Origin of the sequence: Vibrio thalassae (assembly GCF_900089835.1) — a bacterium.
In the GTDB taxonomy this organism is placed as follows: Bacteria; Pseudomonadota; Gammaproteobacteria; order Enterobacterales; family Vibrionaceae; genus Vibrio; species Vibrio thalassae.
In genome coordinates this window covers 1-17869 of record NZ_OANU01000028.1, presented here as the reverse complement: position 1 = coordinate 17869, position 17869 = coordinate 1, and the positions used below count along the sequence as shown (strand labels likewise).

At 43.8% G+C, this 17869-nt stretch carries 21 protein-coding genes; 12 read left to right on the top strand and 9 right to left on the bottom strand.

Annotated features, from left to right (window positions below):
- Nucleotides 1–27: 27 nt before the first annotated feature.
- Both VTH8203_RS10635 and VTH8203_RS25020 read right to left on the bottom strand, forming a co-directional pair.
- Entirely contained in the window at nucleotides 28–840 is an 813-nt protein-coding gene (locus VTH8203_RS10635) for an AraC family transcriptional regulator (RefSeq protein ID WP_244181194.1), read from the bottom strand.
- Nucleotides 841–984: a hypothetical protein gene (locus VTH8203_RS25020; protein ID WP_244181193.1), complete on the bottom strand. Its 144-nt coding sequence runs from the start codon at nucleotides 982–984 to the stop codon at nucleotides 841–843.
- A gap of 125 nt (nucleotides 985–1109) precedes the next feature.
- Between VTH8203_RS25020 and VTH8203_RS10630 the strand changes: the two genes are divergently transcribed.
- From VTH8203_RS10630 to elbB, 3 genes are all read left to right on the top strand, one after another.
- Entirely contained in the window at nucleotides 1110–1430 is a 321-nt protein-coding gene (locus VTH8203_RS10630; protein WP_096993658.1) for an MFS transporter, read from the top strand.
- Nucleotides 1424–2647 (top strand): HlyD family secretion protein, encoded by a 1224-nt coding sequence (locus tag VTH8203_RS10625; RefSeq protein ID WP_096993657.1) that lies wholly within the window; start codon nucleotides 1424–1426, stop codon nucleotides 2645–2647. The genes VTH8203_RS10630 and VTH8203_RS10625 overlap by 7 nt, the downstream gene beginning before the upstream one ends.
- A 187-nt stretch (nucleotides 2648–2834) precedes the next feature.
- Nucleotides 2835–3485: an isoprenoid biosynthesis glyoxalase ElbB gene (gene elbB, locus VTH8203_RS10620; RefSeq protein WP_096993656.1), complete on the top strand. Its 651-nt coding sequence runs from the start codon at nucleotides 2835–2837 to the stop codon at nucleotides 3483–3485.
- A gap of 48 nt (nucleotides 3486–3533) precedes the next feature.
- Here elbB and VTH8203_RS10615 read toward each other — a convergent pair whose 3' ends face one another.
- The 4 genes from VTH8203_RS10615 to ppiC all read right to left on the bottom strand — a co-directional run bounded on the left by VTH8203_RS10615 (nucleotide 3534) and on the right by ppiC (nucleotide 8010).
- Nucleotides 3534–4895 carry an alpha-amylase family protein gene (locus tag VTH8203_RS10615; RefSeq protein ID WP_096993655.1) on the bottom strand — a complete coding sequence of 454 codons (1362 nt, stop codon included), beginning with the start codon at nucleotides 4893–4895 and terminating at the stop codon, nucleotides 3534–3536.
- A 335-nt stretch (nucleotides 4896–5230) separates the two neighbouring features.
- The gene (locus VTH8203_RS10610; RefSeq protein WP_096993654.1) at nucleotides 5231–7162 is read right to left on the bottom strand and encodes an alpha-amylase family protein; all 1932 of its coding nucleotides are present in this window, start codon (nucleotides 7160–7162) and stop codon (nucleotides 5231–5233) included.
- 165 nt (nucleotides 7163–7327) lie between these two features.
- Entirely contained in the window at nucleotides 7328–7684 is a 357-nt protein-coding gene (locus VTH8203_RS10605) for a YibL family ribosome-associated protein (protein WP_096993653.1), read from the bottom strand.
- Between the two features lie 47 nt (nucleotides 7685–7731).
- Nucleotides 7732–8010 (bottom strand): peptidylprolyl isomerase PpiC, encoded by a 279-nt coding sequence (ppiC, locus tag VTH8203_RS10600; protein WP_096993652.1) that lies wholly within the window; start codon nucleotides 8008–8010, stop codon nucleotides 7732–7734.
- A 178-nt stretch (nucleotides 8011–8188) separates the two neighbouring features.
- Between ppiC and VTH8203_RS10595 the strand changes: the two genes are divergently transcribed.
- Nucleotides 8189–9094 (top strand): chemotaxis protein, encoded by a 906-nt coding sequence (locus VTH8203_RS10595; RefSeq protein WP_096993651.1) that lies wholly within the window; start codon nucleotides 8189–8191, stop codon nucleotides 9092–9094.
- Between the two features lie 43 nt (nucleotides 9095–9137).
- On the opposite strand, the gene VTH8203_RS10590 is transcribed toward VTH8203_RS10595, so the two are convergent.
- The gene (locus VTH8203_RS10590; RefSeq protein ID WP_096993650.1) at nucleotides 9138–9758 is read right to left on the bottom strand and encodes a lipid-binding SYLF domain-containing protein; all 621 of its coding nucleotides are present in this window, start codon (nucleotides 9756–9758) and stop codon (nucleotides 9138–9140) included.
- 171 nt (nucleotides 9759–9929) lie between these two features.
- Here VTH8203_RS10590 and mtgA point away from each other — a divergent pair, with 171 nt between their 5' ends.
- Complete coding sequence (mtgA, locus tag VTH8203_RS10585; RefSeq protein ID WP_096993649.1) at nucleotides 9930–10592, top strand: monofunctional biosynthetic peptidoglycan transglycosylase; 663 nt, start codon at nucleotides 9930–9932, stop codon at nucleotides 10590–10592.
- Between the two features lie 7 nt (nucleotides 10593–10599).
- Here the strand turns inward: mtgA and VTH8203_RS10580 are convergent, their stop codons facing one another.
- Nucleotides 10600–11820 carry a multidrug effflux MFS transporter gene (locus VTH8203_RS10580; RefSeq protein ID WP_096993648.1) on the bottom strand — a complete coding sequence of 407 codons (1221 nt, stop codon included), beginning with the start codon at nucleotides 11818–11820 and terminating at the stop codon, nucleotides 10600–10602.
- Nucleotides 11821–11909: 89 nt separating this feature from the next.
- Between VTH8203_RS10580 and VTH8203_RS10575 the strand changes: the two genes are divergently transcribed.
- Together VTH8203_RS10575 and VTH8203_RS10570 are read left to right on the top strand one after the other, a co-directional pair.
- Complete coding sequence (locus VTH8203_RS10575) at nucleotides 11910–12782, top strand: LysR family transcriptional regulator (RefSeq protein WP_096993647.1); 873 nt, start codon at nucleotides 11910–11912, stop codon at nucleotides 12780–12782.
- Nucleotides 12783–13083: 301 nt separating this feature from the next.
- Nucleotides 13084–13431, top strand: coding sequence for a hypothetical protein (locus tag VTH8203_RS10570; protein ID WP_096993646.1), 348 nt, complete (start codon nucleotides 13084–13086; stop codon nucleotides 13429–13431).
- 239 nt (nucleotides 13432–13670) lie between these two features.
- On the opposite strand, the gene tnpA is transcribed toward VTH8203_RS10570, so the two are convergent.
- Entirely contained in the window at nucleotides 13671–14105 is a 435-nt protein-coding gene (gene tnpA / locus VTH8203_RS10565; protein ID WP_096991864.1) for an IS200/IS605 family transposase, read from the bottom strand.
- Between tnpA and VTH8203_RS24510 the strand changes: the two genes are divergently transcribed.
- The 5 genes from VTH8203_RS24510 (at nucleotide 14106) to VTH8203_RS10545 (ending at nucleotide 17607) form a co-directional block, all read left to right on the top strand.
- On the top strand, nucleotides 14106–14249 hold the full coding sequence (locus VTH8203_RS24510; RefSeq protein WP_158296118.1) for a hypothetical protein: 144 nt from the start codon (nucleotides 14106–14108) through the stop codon (nucleotides 14247–14249).
- 78 nt (nucleotides 14250–14327) lie between these two features.
- Nucleotides 14328–15050 (top strand): amino acid ABC transporter ATP-binding protein, encoded by a 723-nt coding sequence (locus tag VTH8203_RS10560; RefSeq protein ID WP_096993645.1) that lies wholly within the window; start codon nucleotides 14328–14330, stop codon nucleotides 15048–15050.
- On the top strand, nucleotides 15050–15844 hold the full coding sequence (locus VTH8203_RS10555; protein ID WP_096993644.1) for an amino acid ABC transporter permease: 795 nt from the start codon (nucleotides 15050–15052) through the stop codon (nucleotides 15842–15844). Before VTH8203_RS10560 ends, VTH8203_RS10555 begins: the two co-directional genes overlap by 1 nt.
- A gap of 81 nt (nucleotides 15845–15925) precedes the next feature.
- Nucleotides 15926–16696 (top strand): transporter substrate-binding domain-containing protein, encoded by a 771-nt coding sequence (locus VTH8203_RS10550; RefSeq protein ID WP_370739222.1) that lies wholly within the window; start codon nucleotides 15926–15928, stop codon nucleotides 16694–16696.
- A gap of 5 nt (nucleotides 16697–16701) precedes the next feature.
- On the top strand, nucleotides 16702–17607 hold the full coding sequence (locus VTH8203_RS10545) for an amino acid ABC transporter permease (protein ID WP_096993642.1): 906 nt from the start codon (nucleotides 16702–16704) through the stop codon (nucleotides 17605–17607).
- Nucleotides 17608–17869: the final 262 nt, after the last annotated feature.

Sequence of the window (17869 nt, the reverse complement as noted above, 5' to 3'; positions counted from 1 at the left end):
GTACTGTCTTGGCGTGATACCACGGTACTATTTAAACATCCGGCTAAAGCTTGTCATGTTCGTATACCCAAGGCTTGCTGTAATTTCTTCCATTGGGGTGCCAAGTACAATTTGTTTGACAGCCTCTCCAGATAAAACAAAGCCAACTATTGACGTAAAATTCAATCCAGATGCCTGCAACCGTCTCTGCAGTTGCTGCTCCGACAAGCCTAACAGTTCTGACACTTTAGCTAACGTAGGAATACCAAAGTGACGCGAATAATTGACCACCTCGTACAACACTTTCATGTGTTCTTGAGAATCAGGCATATTCAGATAATGATTAAGGTCAGCAAAGCTCATAGAAAGCTTTTCTGCCGCTAAAGAAGGAATGTTGTTCCCTTGCAAACGAAGTTTATTCGGCAACCAGACCTCGGTTTGGTTATGGCCCCACTCAATCGGGCAACCGAAGTAGGATTCATATTTATCTCTGTTGACCTTAGTTCCTGGGAGGCATACTCGATCTGGCACAAACTCGTCACCTAGATAACGCTTCAACACGTTACACATGAAATTCACAACTCGAACACCGTCGTCTGCTTTCGCCGCAGCAGAAATTGAGTTGTTGTAATACGTCCATTTAACGATAGGCCCTGCAACCTCACCACTGAGAAAAGCGCCCGACTGAATACATGTGATACCAACATTGATGCGACGAATCGTTGAGGCAAGATCATGCCCTGAGAAAAACCATCGACTCATTGAACCCAATCGATCAATCGACATTTGACTGACTAGGTTTAGCACGGCATCAGAGTCGCCAGTGACTAATTCAATGTTCTCATAAAACTGATTTAGCACTTAGACCGGGATTAAGGTCATCGGAAATTCTAGTGCTTTAGCAGGAATACCCAGCTCCTCAGGTTTTACCCCATAGGTACTATGAAGATTGGCAACTAGACCTGCGATGCCCATCACTCTTACAAAGTGTACATTTTCAAACATAACGTCACCTAATGATACTAAATGCCTCAAAACATGTTGATTCTTGATGAAATCTATCATTTTGTAAATGTTTATTTCTATGTCGAATAGACTCTCGTCTCTTCTAAATTGAATAAGGTATATCCATGAGCCTACTGAGTGTTCCTTTCGTTGGAACGAGCGCTGACACCGCCTTGCACGTGGTGTCTGGGATCGTATTAGTGGCTAGCGTCGTTGCTGCTGTCTATGGATTTTGGCGTATTCACGAACTCCCCATCAACAAAGCACATAGTAAAGACCATCACCAGTTGGGACTGATCACCGCACTCACTTGGATAGGTTTTATCTGGCATTGGGTATGGGTGTTAGCGGTCATTATTGCCTTCGTTGATATGGAGAAAGCGATCATTCGACTGAGAGATATTTGGCATGGTGATAAAAACAAAACGGAGAACACTTCATGTTAGAAGGCTTAGCTATTTGGGCTCTGTTTATTTATTTGCTCCGATTAATCGGTATGCCATGGAACAAGTTTTCCAAAGGATTCGCCTATATCGGTGGTGTAGGTTGGCTGATGTTTGTCTGGGTTGGCTTAATCAATTATACCCCAATGGATCTGTCTGGCGGTTCTCTGGTGCAAGCGCCACATATTCAACTTCGCCCAGACTCCTTTAATGTCACGGGTAAGGTGATCAAGCTTCATATCAAGCCGAATCAACAAATAGAAAAAGGTCAACTAATCTATGAAATTGATCCTAAACCTTATCAGATAGCATTGGACCAAGCTGCGATTCAACGCGATGCAGCGCAAGTGGCACTCCACAGTGCGATACAGGACGTCGAGATCTCTAAATCTGCCTACCTATCAGCACAGAAAAGTGTAGAAACAATAGAAAGTCAGCTTCGCTCTGCTCAAGTAGATTATGCGCTACAACGTAAGATGCTAAAACGCTTTCAAGAGCAAAACGCGGCGGTGAGAAACACCATTACAGAAAGCGATATCGACAAGCAAGTAAGTGCCGTGGAAGTCGCCAAACACAAGGTAAAAACCACAGAGGCTCAGCTTGATAAGCGACATGTGGACGCAAACAAAGCGCTACCATCAATTAACAAATCCGAACTGACCGTCGACAGCAGGAAGAATGATCTTAGAAACGCAGCACAATCTCTAGAAAGAGCAAAGTGGGATCTCGATAGCACCAAAGTGTATGCCCCCAGTGATGGCTTTGTCACCAACTTCATTCTTCGTGAAGGACAGCTATTATCTCGAGTGCCTAGGTTGCAAATGTACACGAATGAGAAATATGTCCTGATGCGAGTCAATCATCAAGCTATTCGCAATATTAAAGCAGGTCAACCCGCAGAGTTTTCAACCTCTGTGTATCCGGGACATGTCTTTGCTGCCGAAGTAGAAGGTATTGTCGAGGCAACCGGCGAATCTCAAGGCACACTGCTCGCCATGGATCAATCTGTGCGCACAACAACAGGAAAGAACCTCAACAACAAGCATCATTTTGTTCGTCTTAAAATACAAGAGACTGATGGTTATGATATTCCTGTTGGTGCGGTGGGGTTGGCTTGGGTTAGTGGTGAAAAGCCCGTAGGCTTTCTCGCATTCTTAGACATCATTCGAGGCATCATTTTAAGAATGAAATCACAATTGTATTTCTTTTACTCAATCTAAACCGATATGTCGATGGCGGCAAAAGCGCACCATCGACACTTCTGTAAAGGCTCTACTCACCACCTAAAAGTAGGTGGTGTTTTCTCCGACTAAAAATAACTGATTTTTTTGTGGGATTGCAAGCAGACAACGTGTCTCATTTTGTCCTAAAGTCATAGAGTCATGACAACTAGGAGAAGTGATTAACATGAAGAAGATAGCGGTTATTCTGAGTGGTTCAGGTGTATTCGACGGTGCGGAAATACACGAATCGGTGCTTGCCTTGCACGCCATTGAAAAAGCTCATGCCACTTGGCACTGTTTTGCTCCCAACGTTGAACAATTACACGTTATTAACCACTTAACTGGTGAAGTGACGAATGAGAGCCGTAATGTTCTCGTTGAATCAGCACGTATTGCTAGAGGCAATATTAAAGATGTCGAAAAGCTTGATGTGAATGACTTCGATGCATTATTGCTGCCAGGAGGGTTTGGCGCAGCTAAAAACCTTACCGACTTCGCGATTAATGGTGCGCAATGCTCTGTCAACACTCATGTTGCCGCTGCATGCCGAGCCTTCGCTGAAGCCGGGAAGCCCGCCGGTTATTTATGTATCGCACCCACTATCATTCCTTTGATTTACCCCGAAGCAGTCAAAGGCACAATTGGCACAGATACTGACACAGCATCTGGTTTTAATGCGCTTGGCGGCGAACATATCGATTGCCCAGTAGACGAGATCGTCTACGACGAAAAGCACAATGTGCTGTCAACGCCAGCGTATATGCTCGCCTCAACAATTTCACAAGCAAACAGCGGCATCGAAAAACTCGTCAATAAACTGGTTTCTCTCGCTTAACCCATAAGCTAGCCCTGCGTAAATAACGCCGGGCTAGTCCTTCAGCGTTTAACGGTTTGTTCTCAATAACAGCTCTACCGCTCCTGCTTGCACAGTAACTGAAGCTTGCTTACCTTTTACTGATTGCTCAGTCAAAACGGAATCAAATTGACCCTCAAGATCAAGCAAGACCGACTTAATACGGGTTGACTTGTTGATTAATACGATGCCCTTTTCACCACGTTTGAATACTAACAAATCGTCATTCGCTTCTTGCAATTTGAATACTTCACCATGAACTGAGTGACTAAAATGTATCGCTTGCGACAATTTTGAATCTCTCCAGCCCTCACCCCATCTTGGCTCTCCTTTGGCATTGGTAATACCACTAGGGTCAAGATCCGAGTAAATAAGAGCGACTCCACCATCACGGGTTAGGATGTACACCGTTGCCAGCCATTCGTTAGTTTCACTCATAACAAGGTTGCGAAACACATCATTATTTGGAATATCGTGCGTTACTGCGAACGTTATCGAGCGCTCGTTCGTTAGTGCTTGTCCGAAGCAATATGGATCAATTAATGCCGTCAAACTCCCATTTTGAGCTTCGAGTGCGTCATATATGGTTTTAAACAGCGGGAAATCATAGGCTGCTAGGCGAGTTTCTTCCAGATAAGGTTGCAAGAAAAGCTCATACTCTTCCTCCGTGGCCCCGCCATCAGTGATAATTTCACCAAAAACGTGCATGTCTCGCGTGATTTCGTCAGTAAACACTTGTTTTATGTGCTCAATCGTTAGGTGTTTAGCTGCATCTATCCGAAAGCCACGGACTCCTAGGTCTTTCATAGCAAGAAGATAAGCTTGTTGCTGCTGGATAACATGGGAACTGGTTCGCAACGTTGGTAAACCCGGATCGAGCGGGCCTCCCGTTAGTCGCCCGTTTTGCACTTCCCAGCGATCTTTCCAATTCTCTATCCCAAATGCCTCAACAAAATCCTGCTCTTCAAATAGTGGCTTGTCCAAGTCACCGAAAAGTTTTTGTTGTTCAAAGTAGACACGATGCTTAGCGTAACATTGCATGTCACTCTTACTTGGATATTGTAAATCGAGCCTAGCTGCCGATTCATTAGCCATATGATTAAACACCACATCGATATAGACCCAGACGCCTACGTCGTTAAGTGCCAGCATCATTGCTTTAAAATCTTCTGTATTGCCTAATTTGTTATCAATAACTCGATAGTCTTGAGGTTGATAAAGCTGCCACCACTGTATCGATTTAGCGGTGCGAAATGATTTCATTGGTGGTGAAACTAATACCGTCTGATACCCAAGGTCTTTGATTTCTTTTGCTCGCTCAGCCACCAGCGCATAAGGCCAATCAAAGGCGTGTAAAATCACATTGCTTTGATTATTGGTTGTGTTTGTCATTGGTCCATCCCCTCTAATCGGGTTCACTACTAATGGACAAAATTATAAAGCGCGTACTAATTAACAACTCATCCTAAACCGACTTTCTATTGGTTGAGAGGTTAGGCGTAGCTAAAAAGGAGCTAGCGGTCTTGGGAACCGTTGATCGTTAGCCTACGGAAAGATAGTAATAACCCATTGATAGTTAACAATAAAAAATCAAGACATCAGCATCCACGTTCTCTAGTGATGGCTGCGTGTTTGTAACACAATGATTGCCCGTATAGAAACTCTCTACAAAGCCGTGAGCTTGCTCACAGCTTGTAGTGACCTTAAACAATAGATGCCATGAAAAATCAGTGCTCTATGACCTTCAACCACTTAATATCGTAGGCATCAAACATGATATTCTGATGATAAGGTTTACGTTCACCATTTAGTATGTCTTCCACCTCTCTTGAACCCAATACATCACATATGGACGTTGGAATCGTTTGGCGATGCTCGCTGAAATTAGCTATCACTAATAAACGGTCACCATTCGCCGATTTTCTGACATAAGCAAAGAGATGAGGACGGTAGGTCTCTAGAATTTCTGTCTCCGCTACGCCTAACACTGGCAAAAACTGACGAAGTCGAATCATATCTGTTAACTGCTGATGGATACGGCCTCGCGGATCGGATTGGTCATGAGCGATTGCAACGTCTTTTTCCGAAATAGCAGGACGGTTGACCCAGCGAGTATCGTCCATTTTATGTGGGTCGTTAAGGTATTGATAATCATTGAACAGCCCAAGTTCATCACCTTGATAAATTAACGGCACACCGCCAATGCTCAAATTGACACTATTTAGCAATCTCACTCGTTTTACTGCAAGTTCAATATCTTGCTGATGTCCAGATTGCATTGCCGCCTCCAAACCGCATAGCGATGCTAGAGATCCACAAACTCGACAATCTCCTGTCTCTGGGTTTGCTTGGAATGGCACACCATTGGCGAACGACCCCGCAAATTGACCCGTGTAGAATTGATTAAGAAACTGACGGTGGTCATGTCCTTTGATGCCGACTTGATTCGCTACTGCATCATCAAACGTCCAACCAATGTCGTCATGACAACGTATGTAGTTCACCCAACTGCAATCCGGTGAGATAGCAAAACTTTTCTTTAACGAAGCCGTGAGTAACTTGGTTTCTCTGGTTGCCAAACTTTCCCACATTAACGCCATCATGAGTGGGTTATAGGACAATTGACATTCCTCTTTATCAATATATTGAGCAACCTCATCGGGGTGAACGATGGCCTCACTCTTAAACAGCACCGCTGGCGCTGTGATCTGTAAACAAAGGTTAAACGCTTGAATCAAAGTATGCGCTTTTGGCAAGCTTTCACACTGAGTCCCCTTCTCTTTCCATATAAACGCCAACGCATCGAGACGTAAGCCATCACACCCCAAGTTGGCCAGAAACAGCATTTCATCAGTGATCGCGTTAAAGACTGCCGGATTACTGTAGTTTAAATCCCATTGAAAGCTGTTAAAGGTCGTCCATACCCATTTTTCAACATCCTCCAGCCAAGTGAAGCTACCACGCCTAACCGATGGGAAAATTTCTCGGCATGTGGCGTTGTAATCATCAACGTCGCGTTTATCGTCAAAGAAGTAGTAGAACTCTTGATATTGCTCGTCGCCAGACCGAGCTTTCTGCGCCCATAGGTGTTCATCAGAGGTATGATTGAAAACGAAGTCTAAAACCAATGCGATGCCCGCCTCGTTAAAAGCATTAGCTAAGGACTTTAACTGTTTTTCCGTCCCTAACTTAGGATCGACCTTACGATAGTCAGAGACAGCATAACCTCCGTCACTGTTCCCTTCTGGCGCTAAATACAGAGGCATCAAGTGTACATAGTTAACACCCAACTGCACAAAATAAGGGATCTTTTCTTTCAGTTTACTCAAGTCACCTGCAAACAAATCAACATAGACCGCCATGCCCAGTACACTTTCGCTACGAAACCAATTAGGTGTCTCAAGTCGAATTGAATCTTTGTTTTTTAGCTTACGATTACGCGCTGCAAAGCCTTCGCAAAGCACTCTCACCAATTTCTGTAGATGCAGAAAAAAATCATAACGGCTGCCATACAAAGCGTAATAGCGCTCGAATAAAGCCGGAAAGTGCTGTTCCAGTCTTCTGTGAAGCTCTTTCTCATCTTTTTTAGTCAACTTAGGTAAAGTAATCGAGTCGATTACCTGTTTAAGTGCTCTCTGACTTGTCGTGGTTCCTTGCATGACCAACCTTAATCGATTAAGTTTTGCCTTAGACAATTATAAGCTATGTTAATGTATGATATTTTAGTTTTTGTGTGACCAATATCTTAAACGATTAAGTCTCATCAAACAGAAATAAAAAAAGCGCATCAAACGATGCGCTTTTTAAAGAAGCTCAATAGAGGCTTAGAACTCTTTCGGAGCAAAACCTGTCATCACTTTCAGCTTTAGCTCTTGACCAATTTTTGTCATTGGATGAACAACAACCAAGCCTTTTACTGACTTTTTCAGCTTACCCATGTCCGCCTGCTCTGCCTTGGTAATCTCACGAGAAAATGGCATATCAAGTAAACTTTTACGTTCTTTATTCATGTCGTAGTTCTGCTTGTGCTTAAGCTGAGCTACCTTTTTTGTCAGTTTATCGATTTCATCAGTAAAACGAGAAATCAGCTCGTTGTCGCCACGCGATTTGGCACCAGCCAATTTGTGCTTGCACTTATCGAGGCGGTTGTTCAGTTTTTGTAGTTCTTGTTTCATGCTCATGGCTGGAACGTTTCCTGTTAATTATTAGCGAGTAGCGGTGTTGCGAACTAAGTGCGATACAGTACTTTGACGACATGCCAACCAAACTTAGTCTTCACTAAATGGGGAACAAGCGTTTCACCACTAAAACAAACTTTGTCAAATTGAGGTACCATCTGCCCCTTGCGAAATTCGCCTAGGTCGCCGCCTTTTTTACCCGATGGGCAAGTGGAGTACTTTTTAGCAAGGATCTGAAACTTAGCGCCTTTTTTTAGCTGTTTGATGATATCTTCAGCTTGTTCTTTGTGTTTCACTAAAATGTGAAGTGCTGCCGCAGTTCTTGCCATTAGTTGTCTACCCTTTTTAGCGTCTATGGGATGATGGAATGCGCAGAGTGTAATAGAAAATGAGATACAAATCACGTTTACTTTTCAAGCGACTAAACTTTTTTCTTTCCTAGCCGCATTAACTTTTAATTACAACCTTTATAAAATCAGTCAATTGGCATTTAGAGTAACAACGTAAATGAATACTAGCATCAGTAAAGCAAACCAATCACAGGGCATGTTACTGTTTACCCTTAATTTGCAGAAGCAACGCTTTGCCATTGGCACGCTCAAAGTGCGAGAGATCGTTCCTTTCTTACCGACAACTCAAATTCCCTATTCTCATCAGCATGTTATTGGCACCGTCAGCATTCGCGGTCTCACAGTCCCAGTTATAGATATGGCTGCGGCGATCGGCTTTAGACCTATCGCTCCGCAAGAGTATAGCAACACCTACTTAGTGGTGACCGATTGTCTGAGAACGGTTGTGGCATTCATGGTGCGCGATATTGATAAGATCATTGAATGTGATTGGAAGTCCATCGAACCAGCACCCGATAGTGCGGGCAGAAATGTGTTTGTTACTGGTGTCACTCGATTTGAGGATCATATCGTTCAGTTATTGGACGTCGAACTGCTACTCTCAAAAATCTACCCACAGTATGCCGATACCAAGATCCCAATGTTAACCGATGTCCAACGTGAGAGAATCAAGTCACTGAATATTCTGCTGGTTGACGATTCTTCTATCGCGCGCAAACAGCTCGGTGATGCATTAAACAACATCAATATTCCTTTCGACATCTGTCGAGACGGCAATAGTGCGCTTGAATTTATGCGCAGTAAAGCGAAGCAAAATGATGCTATCGATATCTTAGTCAGCGACATTGAAATGCCGGGACTTGATGGTTACGAACTGGCGTTCGAAGTTCAAAATGACCAAACACTTCGTCACGCCTATCGCATTTTACATACTTCCCTTTCAAGCGAAATGTGCACTGAACGTGCTCATCAAGTTGGCGCTCATGAAGCGCTGGTCAAGTTCAATGCCGGTGAACTGATTGAAGCCATGTTAAGGGGAGCGGAAAGCCTAACCGCACATTGAGATTCCCTTTCAACCCATGTTTAAGTTAAAAGGGACACACTCTTTATTTACCGTCGTAATTGTTGTTCGGCGCAAACGAGAACCCTTGACCACCAATAGAGGCTTCATACATCAGACCGCCTTTAGTCATAGTAAACACTGCCATGCCATTAATGTAATTGGCTTTCGTTTGGTTGTCTCCAGCCTGCGCACCCACGCCAGTCGAGCCTGCTTGTGCGCTTGCGCCTACGGTTAACGCAACAGCAGATGCCTGAGCACCAAATTCAAAACTGCCGCTGGTAAATGAGTAGTAGTCCGCTTTGCTTTCAAAGAATATAATTTCGCTATACGCCTGCGCGCCTAATTGAAGACCGATACTAAGCTGCGCTAACGTTGAATCACCAACATGAACGCCTTGGCGATACACTTGCCCCTCCCCGTAGGAGCCACCAATTCCAAAGCCCCCCTTACCAACGGTTGGAAAAACAGCATAACCGTAAGCACCTTTAAAAAATGGGCGGGTTTCATCTGCTTGCTTAAATTTATTAAGTGTTGCTTCGTATTTGCTACTGTCTTCTGAAGTAGCGGCTTCCTGACCTGCATCTTGCGAGGGCTCTGAGGCTGAGACATAAGGGACAGCGGTGAGACACGCAGCCAGTAGATACGGCTTAATTCTAACTAACATACTCTTTCCTTTCTCGAGTAAGATTTTGAGGTTTAGACGACTGAATCTATCGTAAGTTCACACTATATTGCTGATGCCAATAGGTCAATTCCTCGCAACAGGTTTTGCGCCTGAGGCAAATAGAATCTACACTGAAGCCATATCGAATCGCGGAATAACTCAATAAAACCAATGATAAAGAAGCTTCTTATTAATCTCATTTTGATATTAATCGGCGTTCCGATTCTGTTAGTCATCTTTCTTAAGTTTGTTAACCCTCCGATTTGGGGCTGGAAAATCGCTCGGACACTATCTCCTCCAGAGGGGTATCCTGCTCATACCACTCATACATGGGTACCTCTGTCTCAAATTAACCCTAATATGCCACTTGCAGTTATTGCGTCTGAGGACCAAAATTTTACTTATCATTTTGGTGTTGATTTCAATGCGTTATTTAGTGTGTTGTCAGAAAAAGGCGCCCCGTCACGAGGAGCAAGTACCATAACTCAACAGACGGCAAAAAATGTATTTCTGTTTCCTAGCCACACCTATGTCCGCAAAGCTTATGAGTTGTATCTTGCATTGCTTCTAGAACTCATTTGGGGGAAAGAACGTATTATGGAAGTGTATTTGAACGTTATCGAATTTGGACCAGGGTTGTACGGTGTCGAAGCCGCCAGTGAACACTATTATGGCCATTCAGCAAAACACCTCACCAGAACCCAAGCGGCACGATTAGCGGTAGTACTCCCAAATCCTTATCGCATAAAACCTGTTCCTCTAACCGAATATGTTCGTCAGCGAAGCCAATGGATTTTAACGCAAATGAACAACTTAGGAACGATTACGTTTTGACTCCCTATTACTTGTCCATCGACTCCATGCTCACCGGCTTATTGGCGTAACGTCGTATTTGCCCCATTAGCAGTACCGCAGACATCATCAATGCCGATGCCATGTAGAAACTCCCAAGTGTCATTTGACTTGTCACCCATCGTTCGACAAGGTATCCACCAAATACACCCGCAATAACCATTTGAATTGACCCTGATAATGCCGAGACCGAACCAGCATTTTCCTTATGTGGTCCAAGTAGCAGCGCAATCGAAATTGGAAACGACAGCCCTTGAGCGATGGTGAGCCATGTAAACGCGAATACAAGGTTGAACACCGTCATATCTGTCATCAGCAGCCACAGACCCGATAATGACTTAATGATAATAGCTAGGAACAAAATCCAGTTGCTCGAAAAATATCGGTTGAGGATATTGAGCGAGACACTCCCTACCATAAGACCAGCTGACGGGATGATCATCACGATCCCATACTCAGCAGCCGTTAAACCGAGTTGATTTTGCATTAAGAATGGGAACAAACTTAGGGAAACGACCACAGCTAGATAGCTAATCCAGTTGTAACTTGCACTACCTATCACCTGAGGGTTAACAATAAGCTTTGAATAACCGTTAATCACTTCAGTCATTTTAAACTTGCGTGGAGCATAGGGCAGGGTTTCAGGTAAGATAAACCAGCCCAACGTGAAGATGGCCGCCAAATAAATTAGGACAAAAACAAACACTGCTTCCCAACTTAAGTGAAAGGCAATCCAGCCACCAAAGACAGGTGCAATAATAGGCATCACTGAAGCCGTCACAGAAATATATGACAGCGCTTTGGTAAGTTGCCCGCCATCATAACTGTCTCTGAGCACGCTTCGTCCTAATACCGAAGCGCTTCCTGCACCCAGTCCCTGTAATAATCGACCTATTTCAAGCGCGGTAAAATGTTCGTTTAACGCTATGCACAATAACGTACCGACTAAATAAACACCCTGTCCTAGGATAAACACCGGGCGTCGGCCAATCGCATCAGACAAAGGTCCATAAAAAAGTTGAGAGAGACCGAAGCCCACCAAAAACAGCGTCACCAGCATTTGCGCATCGGCAGCGCCAATAGAAAGCGCTTCACTAATCAAGGGAAGTGCAGGTAAGTAAATGCTCACGCCAACTTGTCCGGTTGCAATGATCATCATTGCCAGAAGCATGGGGGCTTTATTAAAGGGTTTATGGTCATTTATGTTCATACACACATTCTATATTGCGTATGAATCATTGATAATACACTATAAAGGAAACAGAATACGTCCCAATAGGAAATAATCTAGGAGCATCTATGGACTGGATGTCATGCATAAATACTTACATTCGAGTGGTAGAAGAAGGCAGCTTTAATGGCGCAGCAAGAAGGCTTAATACTACCAGTTCAGCCGTTAGCAAACGCATCCATTGGCTCGAAGACCGTATCGGCGTTCAGCTTCTGAAAAGAACCACTCGCTCCGTCACTCAAACAGAGGCAGGGGCACTCTTCTATCAACGTTCAAAAGATTCCCTAGATAGGTTTCAATCCATTATTGATGAAACTCGTTCGGTGAATGAAACCCCTGCAGGTTTGTTGAAAATCGGGGCTACCGTCGCGGTGGGTTCGAAATTTCTGGTTCAGTATTTAAACGATTTCCTAACACAATATCCCGATATTCGAATTCAGTTAACGACCACCATTCCCGGTCAATTGCCTGACACTAACCTCGATGTCTTTATTAGTCGTGAACTCGATAGTTTTAACAGCCTGAGTATGAGACAAACGCCACTGTTTGAGCAGCGAATCGGCTTTTATGCCGCTCCCTGTTACATCGCTGAATTTGGTGCCCCCCAATCCATAGATGAACTTAGAAAACATAACATTCTTATTTGGGGCGAACGTCCCCAACGAGAATACCGAATATCCAAAACACAACGCGTATTGCTATCCGGCAATTTTGCTACTACCAACCCTGAAGCGTTATTTTATGCCGCCAAAAGTGGCATGGGCGTACTGATTAGTAATGACATTATGATCAAAGAAGATGTCAAAGCCGGAGCATTAGTCAGGGTGCTTCCTGAAATACAAACCATGGATTCCACCGTTTACGCCTACTACCCTAAATTGGATTATGAACACACTCGAACCAAGTTATTTTTGGATTACATAAAAATGCGCTTAGCCTAAACCGAGAAAAAGTAGTTGATGCCACATGCTGTCATGCGCGGTAAAAAAAGGACGCGATAATGAACTACTCGAGTTCTTTATTCAAAGAATTCGAACTCGCGTGCCTCTGCATTAGAGGCGCTTAAAGGCGTCATGTAACTGAATTTGGTGAGTCAATGGTTCAATAGTAAAAACCAAACTCACCAATTTTATTGCCACCCTTCATTTCGGGCCTTCCATACAAACCCAAGACACTTCTCCCACAGATATAACTATACGCCTGTGCAATAATTTAATTATCAAGAAATTGGGGGGAGCCACGTTGGTCGTTTTTTTCTGCTTTTGTTTGAGCGCATACTACTTATTCGCCTTTCCTGGGGGCATTCATGCTTACCGTAGGGGCTCATTAAGTTGGGGTGATGCGTTCTTACCGCTGATGGTCTTTGCGGTATGGTCTGTGCTGGCCGTACTTGGCATCGGTGCACAAAGTTTAGGAAACTTGATTGAGGTCGTGTTACTTCTCATTGTGGCTGTATGTGTATTCTACATTCGCCTCGTTTATTTACATCAATACCCCAATAAACGCCTTACCTCTCTCAATATCATGTATTTGGTCATTGTTTTACTGGTTGTTGTGACACGTATTTCATTCCCTCATATAGCGGAATAATGGCGACAACAAATTAGTGCGGATTAGTACTGAAGTTCCTATAGTACTAGACATGCCACGCCCTACCTATATGATCAAAAAGACGTTTAGATTGAAATTACAAGCCCAAGAGTTATTTTGACACACACCAAACTGTAAGAATATAAACACAACCATGTCAAATTAACACAAACTGTTACTCAATCAAAACTACCGGTGAAACCGGTAGTATGATGAAAGCCCCTAGAAGGGGCTATGTTTTATAAGCCCGAGAGTCGCAACTGCTCTTGGCGTTTTTCTTCCGACTCCTGATTACGTATGTATTCACGAATCATCTGTTCATCGAGTCCTACTGTGCTAACACAGTAACCTCTTGCCCAGAATTTTCTCCCAGTAAAGTTACGTTTTACCTGCATATAGTCGCGGAAAATTCTTATTGCTGATTTTCCTTTCAAAAAGCCAACAGTATTGGCCACGCTATACTTTGGTGGAATCATCAAGAGCATATGGATGTGATCTTTCATCGCATAACCCTCAACCAATACTACCCCTTGCTGTCTACATAACTCTCTTAAGATTTTTCCGATATCTCTACGCAATGAACCATAAATCGCTTTCTTTCGATATTTTGGAACAATCACAACGTGATATTTGCAATAATGTTTAACGTGAGCTTGGCTCTGCCAGTCTCTCATATGACCTCCTTTGAACTTGCCGGTTCTATAAAGGAGGTCATTTTCCCATCGATGCACGCTGTTACGGCAGAGCCTTTTCGAGTCACACCGCCAGAGGCGGTGGTTTACCAAGTTTCAATTAATCATACTGTACTTCATCGTTAAATGAGCGTTATCAATTACTTGTTATAGCGTAACGATATTGCTAGTGTAGACGCATATAACAAAAACAATGGGTTCCAAGTGAACGCTGTCAGCTTTAACAACGTCGATAAATGGTTTGGAGAATTCCAAGCCCTCTCAGCAATTAACCTCGAAGTTCAACAAGGTGAAATTGTCGTAATCTGTGGTCCATCAGGGTCAGGCAAATCTACATTAATCCGCTGCATCAATGGATTGGAGCAATACAACAACGGTGACATTAGAGTATTTGGACACCCCCTGAACTCTAATGAAATCAAGCCTGGGCAAGTGGGTATGGTTTTTCAGCACTTCAATTTATTCCCACACCTCACTGTTTTGGAAAACCTTACGTTATCACCCGTTCGTACGCTTAAGTTAACAAAGCAAGAGGCCAACACTCGCGCATTAGAAATGCTTGAACGAGTAAAAATTGCCGAGCAAGCCAACAAGTATCCCTCTCAGTTGTCTGGTGGTCAGCAACAACGAGTCGCCATCGCTCGTTCTCTGTGTATGAAGCCCGACATTTTACTGTTCGATGAACCGACTTCAGCACTCGATCCTGAGATGATCAGTGAAGTACTCAACGTAATGGTTGAACTGGCAGAGGAAGGAATGACTATGCTCTGCGTCACTCATGAAATGGGTTTCGCTAAACGTGTTGCTGACCGCGTCATTTTTATGGACGAAGGACAAATTCTTGAATCTGCTCCACCGAACCAGATTTTTGATAATCCTCAGCACCCTAGAACAAGAGCTTTCTTGGATAAGATCTTAAATCACTGATGATAATGAAGATTATTAAGCCTGTTTTATCGGCACTGCTACAAATAGCTTTGGTCACAATAGCACTTGTTTGGCTGCTTGATAGCGGAGCCGAAGCAATGGCCTATCGCTGGCAGTGGGAACGTGTACCTGATTACCTTGCTTTCTATGAAGATGGTGAGTGGTGGCCTGCGGAACTGCTTGAAGGGTTGTTAGTCACGCTCAAGGTCAGTGGCTTAGCGTTAGTGTTCACTCTATTGTTCGGGCTTATTACAGCACTGCTTAAAACGTCAAATTCAGTGGTCGGTCGTGGTATTGCTCACTGCTATGTCGAAGGCATTCGAAATACACCACTACTCGTTCAAATCTACCTACTTTACTTTGTATTTGGCCCCATTATCGGCTTAGACCGCTTTTCAACTGCGGTTTTTGCACTGGCTTTATTTCAGGGGGCCTATACTGCTGAGATATTGCGAGCAGGTTTAAACAGTATCCCTAAAGGGCAGTTTGAAGCCTGCCGTTCTGTTGGCTTATCACGCTTCTATACCTATTATGATGTGATACTCCCTCAAGTAGTTAGACGTACTGTCCCACCACTGACCAACGAAATCGTATCGCTTATCAAGAACTCATCCATCGTCAGCGTTATGGCTATTTTTGACTTAACTACTGAGGGTCGCAATATTGTTTCAGAAACGGCTATGCCTTTTGAAATATGGTTCACCGTTGCTGCTATTTATTTAGTACTTACACTTACGTTGTCCGCTTTATCCGCTTGGTTAGAGCATCGCTTAAGTCAAGCACAATCGATTTAACTTAGATCGCAATCAAGGAGTCAGACTATGCAAGGAAAACTCAAAAATATAGTTAGAACCATTACTACCGTCGCTATTGGTATGGTTGTTTCGCTAGGTGTCGCTGCCAGCGACACACCTAATCTCGATAAAATCAATGAACGAGGTACGCTACGCGTTGGTATGTCTACCTTTGTTCCATGGGCCATGCGTGATAAACAAGGAGAGTTAATTGGGTTTGAAATCGACGTTGCCAAACGACTCGCTGAAGATTCTGGATGGAAAGTAGAGTTTGTTCCAACATCGTGGGATGGCATCATTCCCGCTCTGTTAGCGCAGAAATTTGATGTCATCATTGGTGGTATGTCAATCACACCAGAACGCTCAAAAAGTGTTCTTTTCACCGCACCTTACTCTCATTCTGGCGTACAAGTAGCTGCCAGCAAAAAGCTCGCTGAAGGTTTCTCGAGCGTTGAAGATTTCAACTCTCGCCGCGTGAAAATTGCAGCAAGACGTGGTGCATATACGGTTCAGGTGGCTCGTGAAACATTCCCGAAAGCCAAGGTGCTTCAATTTGATGATGATGCTCAAGCGTTCCAAGAAGTACTCAACGGGAATGCTCATGCCGTCATCGCCTCTAGTCCGAAACCAGAGCATGAAGCCATCAAGCACGCCAATGTGCTATTTATTCCATTTAGTGAGCGTTTGTCAAAAGGTAACGAAGCGTTCGCTGTCCGTTTGGGTGAAGAAGACAAAAAAGCGTTCTTTGATCAATGGATTCAAGCACGCACCGACGATGGTTGGCTAAAAGAGCGCTATGAATACTGGTTCTCTACTCTTGATTGGCAAGATCAAATCGCTGGCGGACAGTAATTACGATGACAAACACTAGCTCAACAGACCCGAGGCATCGCGATGGTGCGCGGAAAAAGAAGTGGCGTCTATCCACTTTAGATTTAGCTCTTATTGCCGTGCTGGTTGTATTACTCACGTGGCTAGGCTACCGATCTTCCATCGGTATTAACTACCATTGGCGATGGGCTCAAGCTGTTGAGTTGGTGTTTACGCCCACAAGTAACGGTGGACTTCCTTACTTCATTCAAGGCCTACTTTCTACATTACGACTTAGCGTTTGGGGAATGGTATTAGCCCTTACTTTGGGAACCTTGCTTGGATTGGCGAAGCAGTCTAGTTCGGTGTTTTTGCGTACGCCAGCCAATATTTTCATTCAGTTGGTGAGAAACATTCCACCACTGGTGTTTATATTTATTTTCTATTTCTTTATTTCAAATCAGTTAATTCCTTTGCTCGGGTTATCTGAGTTACTGCGTGGCAGCAACAGTGAGCTCAGTGCTTGGCAATCGTTTTTATTCGGCCCTCAATCACTATGGGAGAATTTACTGTCCGGTGTCATATGCATAGGCCTACTCTCATCCGCTTATGTCGCCGAAATTGTGAGAGCTGGACTCAATTCAATACCAAAAGGTCAATGGGAAGCAGGTCAGTCTCTGGGTCTATCCAAGTGGCATCAATATCGAGATGTTATCGCTCCTCAGGTACTGACAGCAATTAGTCCAGCACTGGCCGGTCAAGCCATCTCTTTAGTGAAAGATACTTCTGTCGTTTCTCTCATATCAATACAAGAAATGACATTTGTTGGTACTGAAATCGCGAATTCTTCCGGATTAATATTTGAAATCTGGCTGATTGTAGGTTTGTGTTATTTTTTGCTGTGCTTTTCACTATCAATGCTATTTCGCAGATTAGAAGTGACCCAGCCCTAACACAGCGCTAACGTAAGCATCGCTTTCTGACAAAACGTTTAAATTATGGCCATAACAAATAAGGATTAAGCGTTGCGTAGCCAACGTTAAATCCCAAGTGTTGAACAAGCCCGAGCCTCTATATAAGTAAATTGTGCGATCTGCTCTAGAAGGGTGGCGGCCTTGATGCTTTTCTCAAGGCGAGCGCAGGTATTGTAAGGTGGAGAGTTCCGCCTTATCAATGGGTTAACTGGCTAATGTTGGTTCTTAGTGGCTGTTTCTC

What these genes read in the sequence shown, in the direction of transcription:
- VTH8203_RS10555 (WP_096993644.1), top strand. Translation starts at nt 15,050, where the DNA reads ATGATAATGAAGATTATTAAGCCTGTTTTATCGGCACTGCTACAAATA.
- tnpA (WP_096991864.1), bottom strand. Translation starts at nt 14,105, where the DNA reads ATGAGAGACTGGCAGAGCCAAGCTCACGTTAAACATTATTGCAAATAT.
- VTH8203_RS25020 (WP_244181193.1), bottom strand. Translation starts at nt 984, where the DNA reads ATGTTTGAAAATGTACACTTTGTAAGAGTGATGGGCATCGCAGGTCTA.
- VTH8203_RS10625 (WP_096993657.1), top strand. Translation starts at nt 1,424, where the DNA reads ATGTTAGAAGGCTTAGCTATTTGGGCTCTGTTTATTTATTTGCTCCGA.
- VTH8203_RS10605 (WP_096993653.1), bottom strand. Translation starts at nt 7,684, where the DNA reads ATGAGCATGAAACAAGAACTACAAAAACTGAACAACCGCCTCGATAAG.
- VTH8203_RS10595 (WP_096993651.1), top strand. Translation starts at nt 8,189, where the DNA reads ATGAATACTAGCATCAGTAAAGCAAACCAATCACAGGGCATGTTACTG.
- VTH8203_RS10630 (WP_096993658.1), top strand. Translation starts at nt 1,110, where the DNA reads ATGAGCCTACTGAGTGTTCCTTTCGTTGGAACGAGCGCTGACACCGCC.
- VTH8203_RS24510 (WP_158296118.1), top strand. Translation starts at nt 14,106, where the DNA reads ATGACCTCCTTTGAACTTGCCGGTTCTATAAAGGAGGTCATTTTCCCA.
- VTH8203_RS10590 (WP_096993650.1), bottom strand. Translation starts at nt 9,758, where the DNA reads ATGTTAGTTAGAATTAAGCCGTATCTACTGGCTGCGTGTCTCACCGCT.
- VTH8203_RS10550 (WP_370739222.1), top strand. Translation starts at nt 15,926, where the DNA reads ATGGTTGTTTCGCTAGGTGTCGCTGCCAGCGACACACCTAATCTCGAT.
- VTH8203_RS10545 (WP_096993642.1), top strand. Translation starts at nt 16,702, where the DNA reads ATGACAAACACTAGCTCAACAGACCCGAGGCATCGCGATGGTGCGCGG.
- ppiC (WP_096993652.1), bottom strand. Translation starts at nt 8,010, where the DNA reads ATGGCAAGAACTGCGGCAGCACTTCACATTTTAGTGAAACACAAAGAA.
- VTH8203_RS10615 (WP_096993655.1), bottom strand. Translation starts at nt 4,895, where the DNA reads ATGACAAACACAACCAATAATCAAAGCAATGTGATTTTACACGCCTTT.
- VTH8203_RS10580 (WP_096993648.1), bottom strand. Translation starts at nt 11,820, where the DNA reads ATGAACATAAATGACCATAAACCCTTTAATAAAGCCCCCATGCTTCTG.
- VTH8203_RS10610 (WP_096993654.1), bottom strand. Translation starts at nt 7,162, where the DNA reads ATGCAAGGAACCACGACAAGTCAGAGAGCACTTAAACAGGTAATCGAC.
- elbB (WP_096993656.1), top strand. Translation starts at nt 2,835, where the DNA reads ATGAAGAAGATAGCGGTTATTCTGAGTGGTTCAGGTGTATTCGACGGT.
- VTH8203_RS10575 (WP_096993647.1), top strand. Translation starts at nt 11,910, where the DNA reads ATGGACTGGATGTCATGCATAAATACTTACATTCGAGTGGTAGAAGAA.
- mtgA (WP_096993649.1), top strand. Translation starts at nt 9,930, where the DNA reads ATGATAAAGAAGCTTCTTATTAATCTCATTTTGATATTAATCGGCGTT.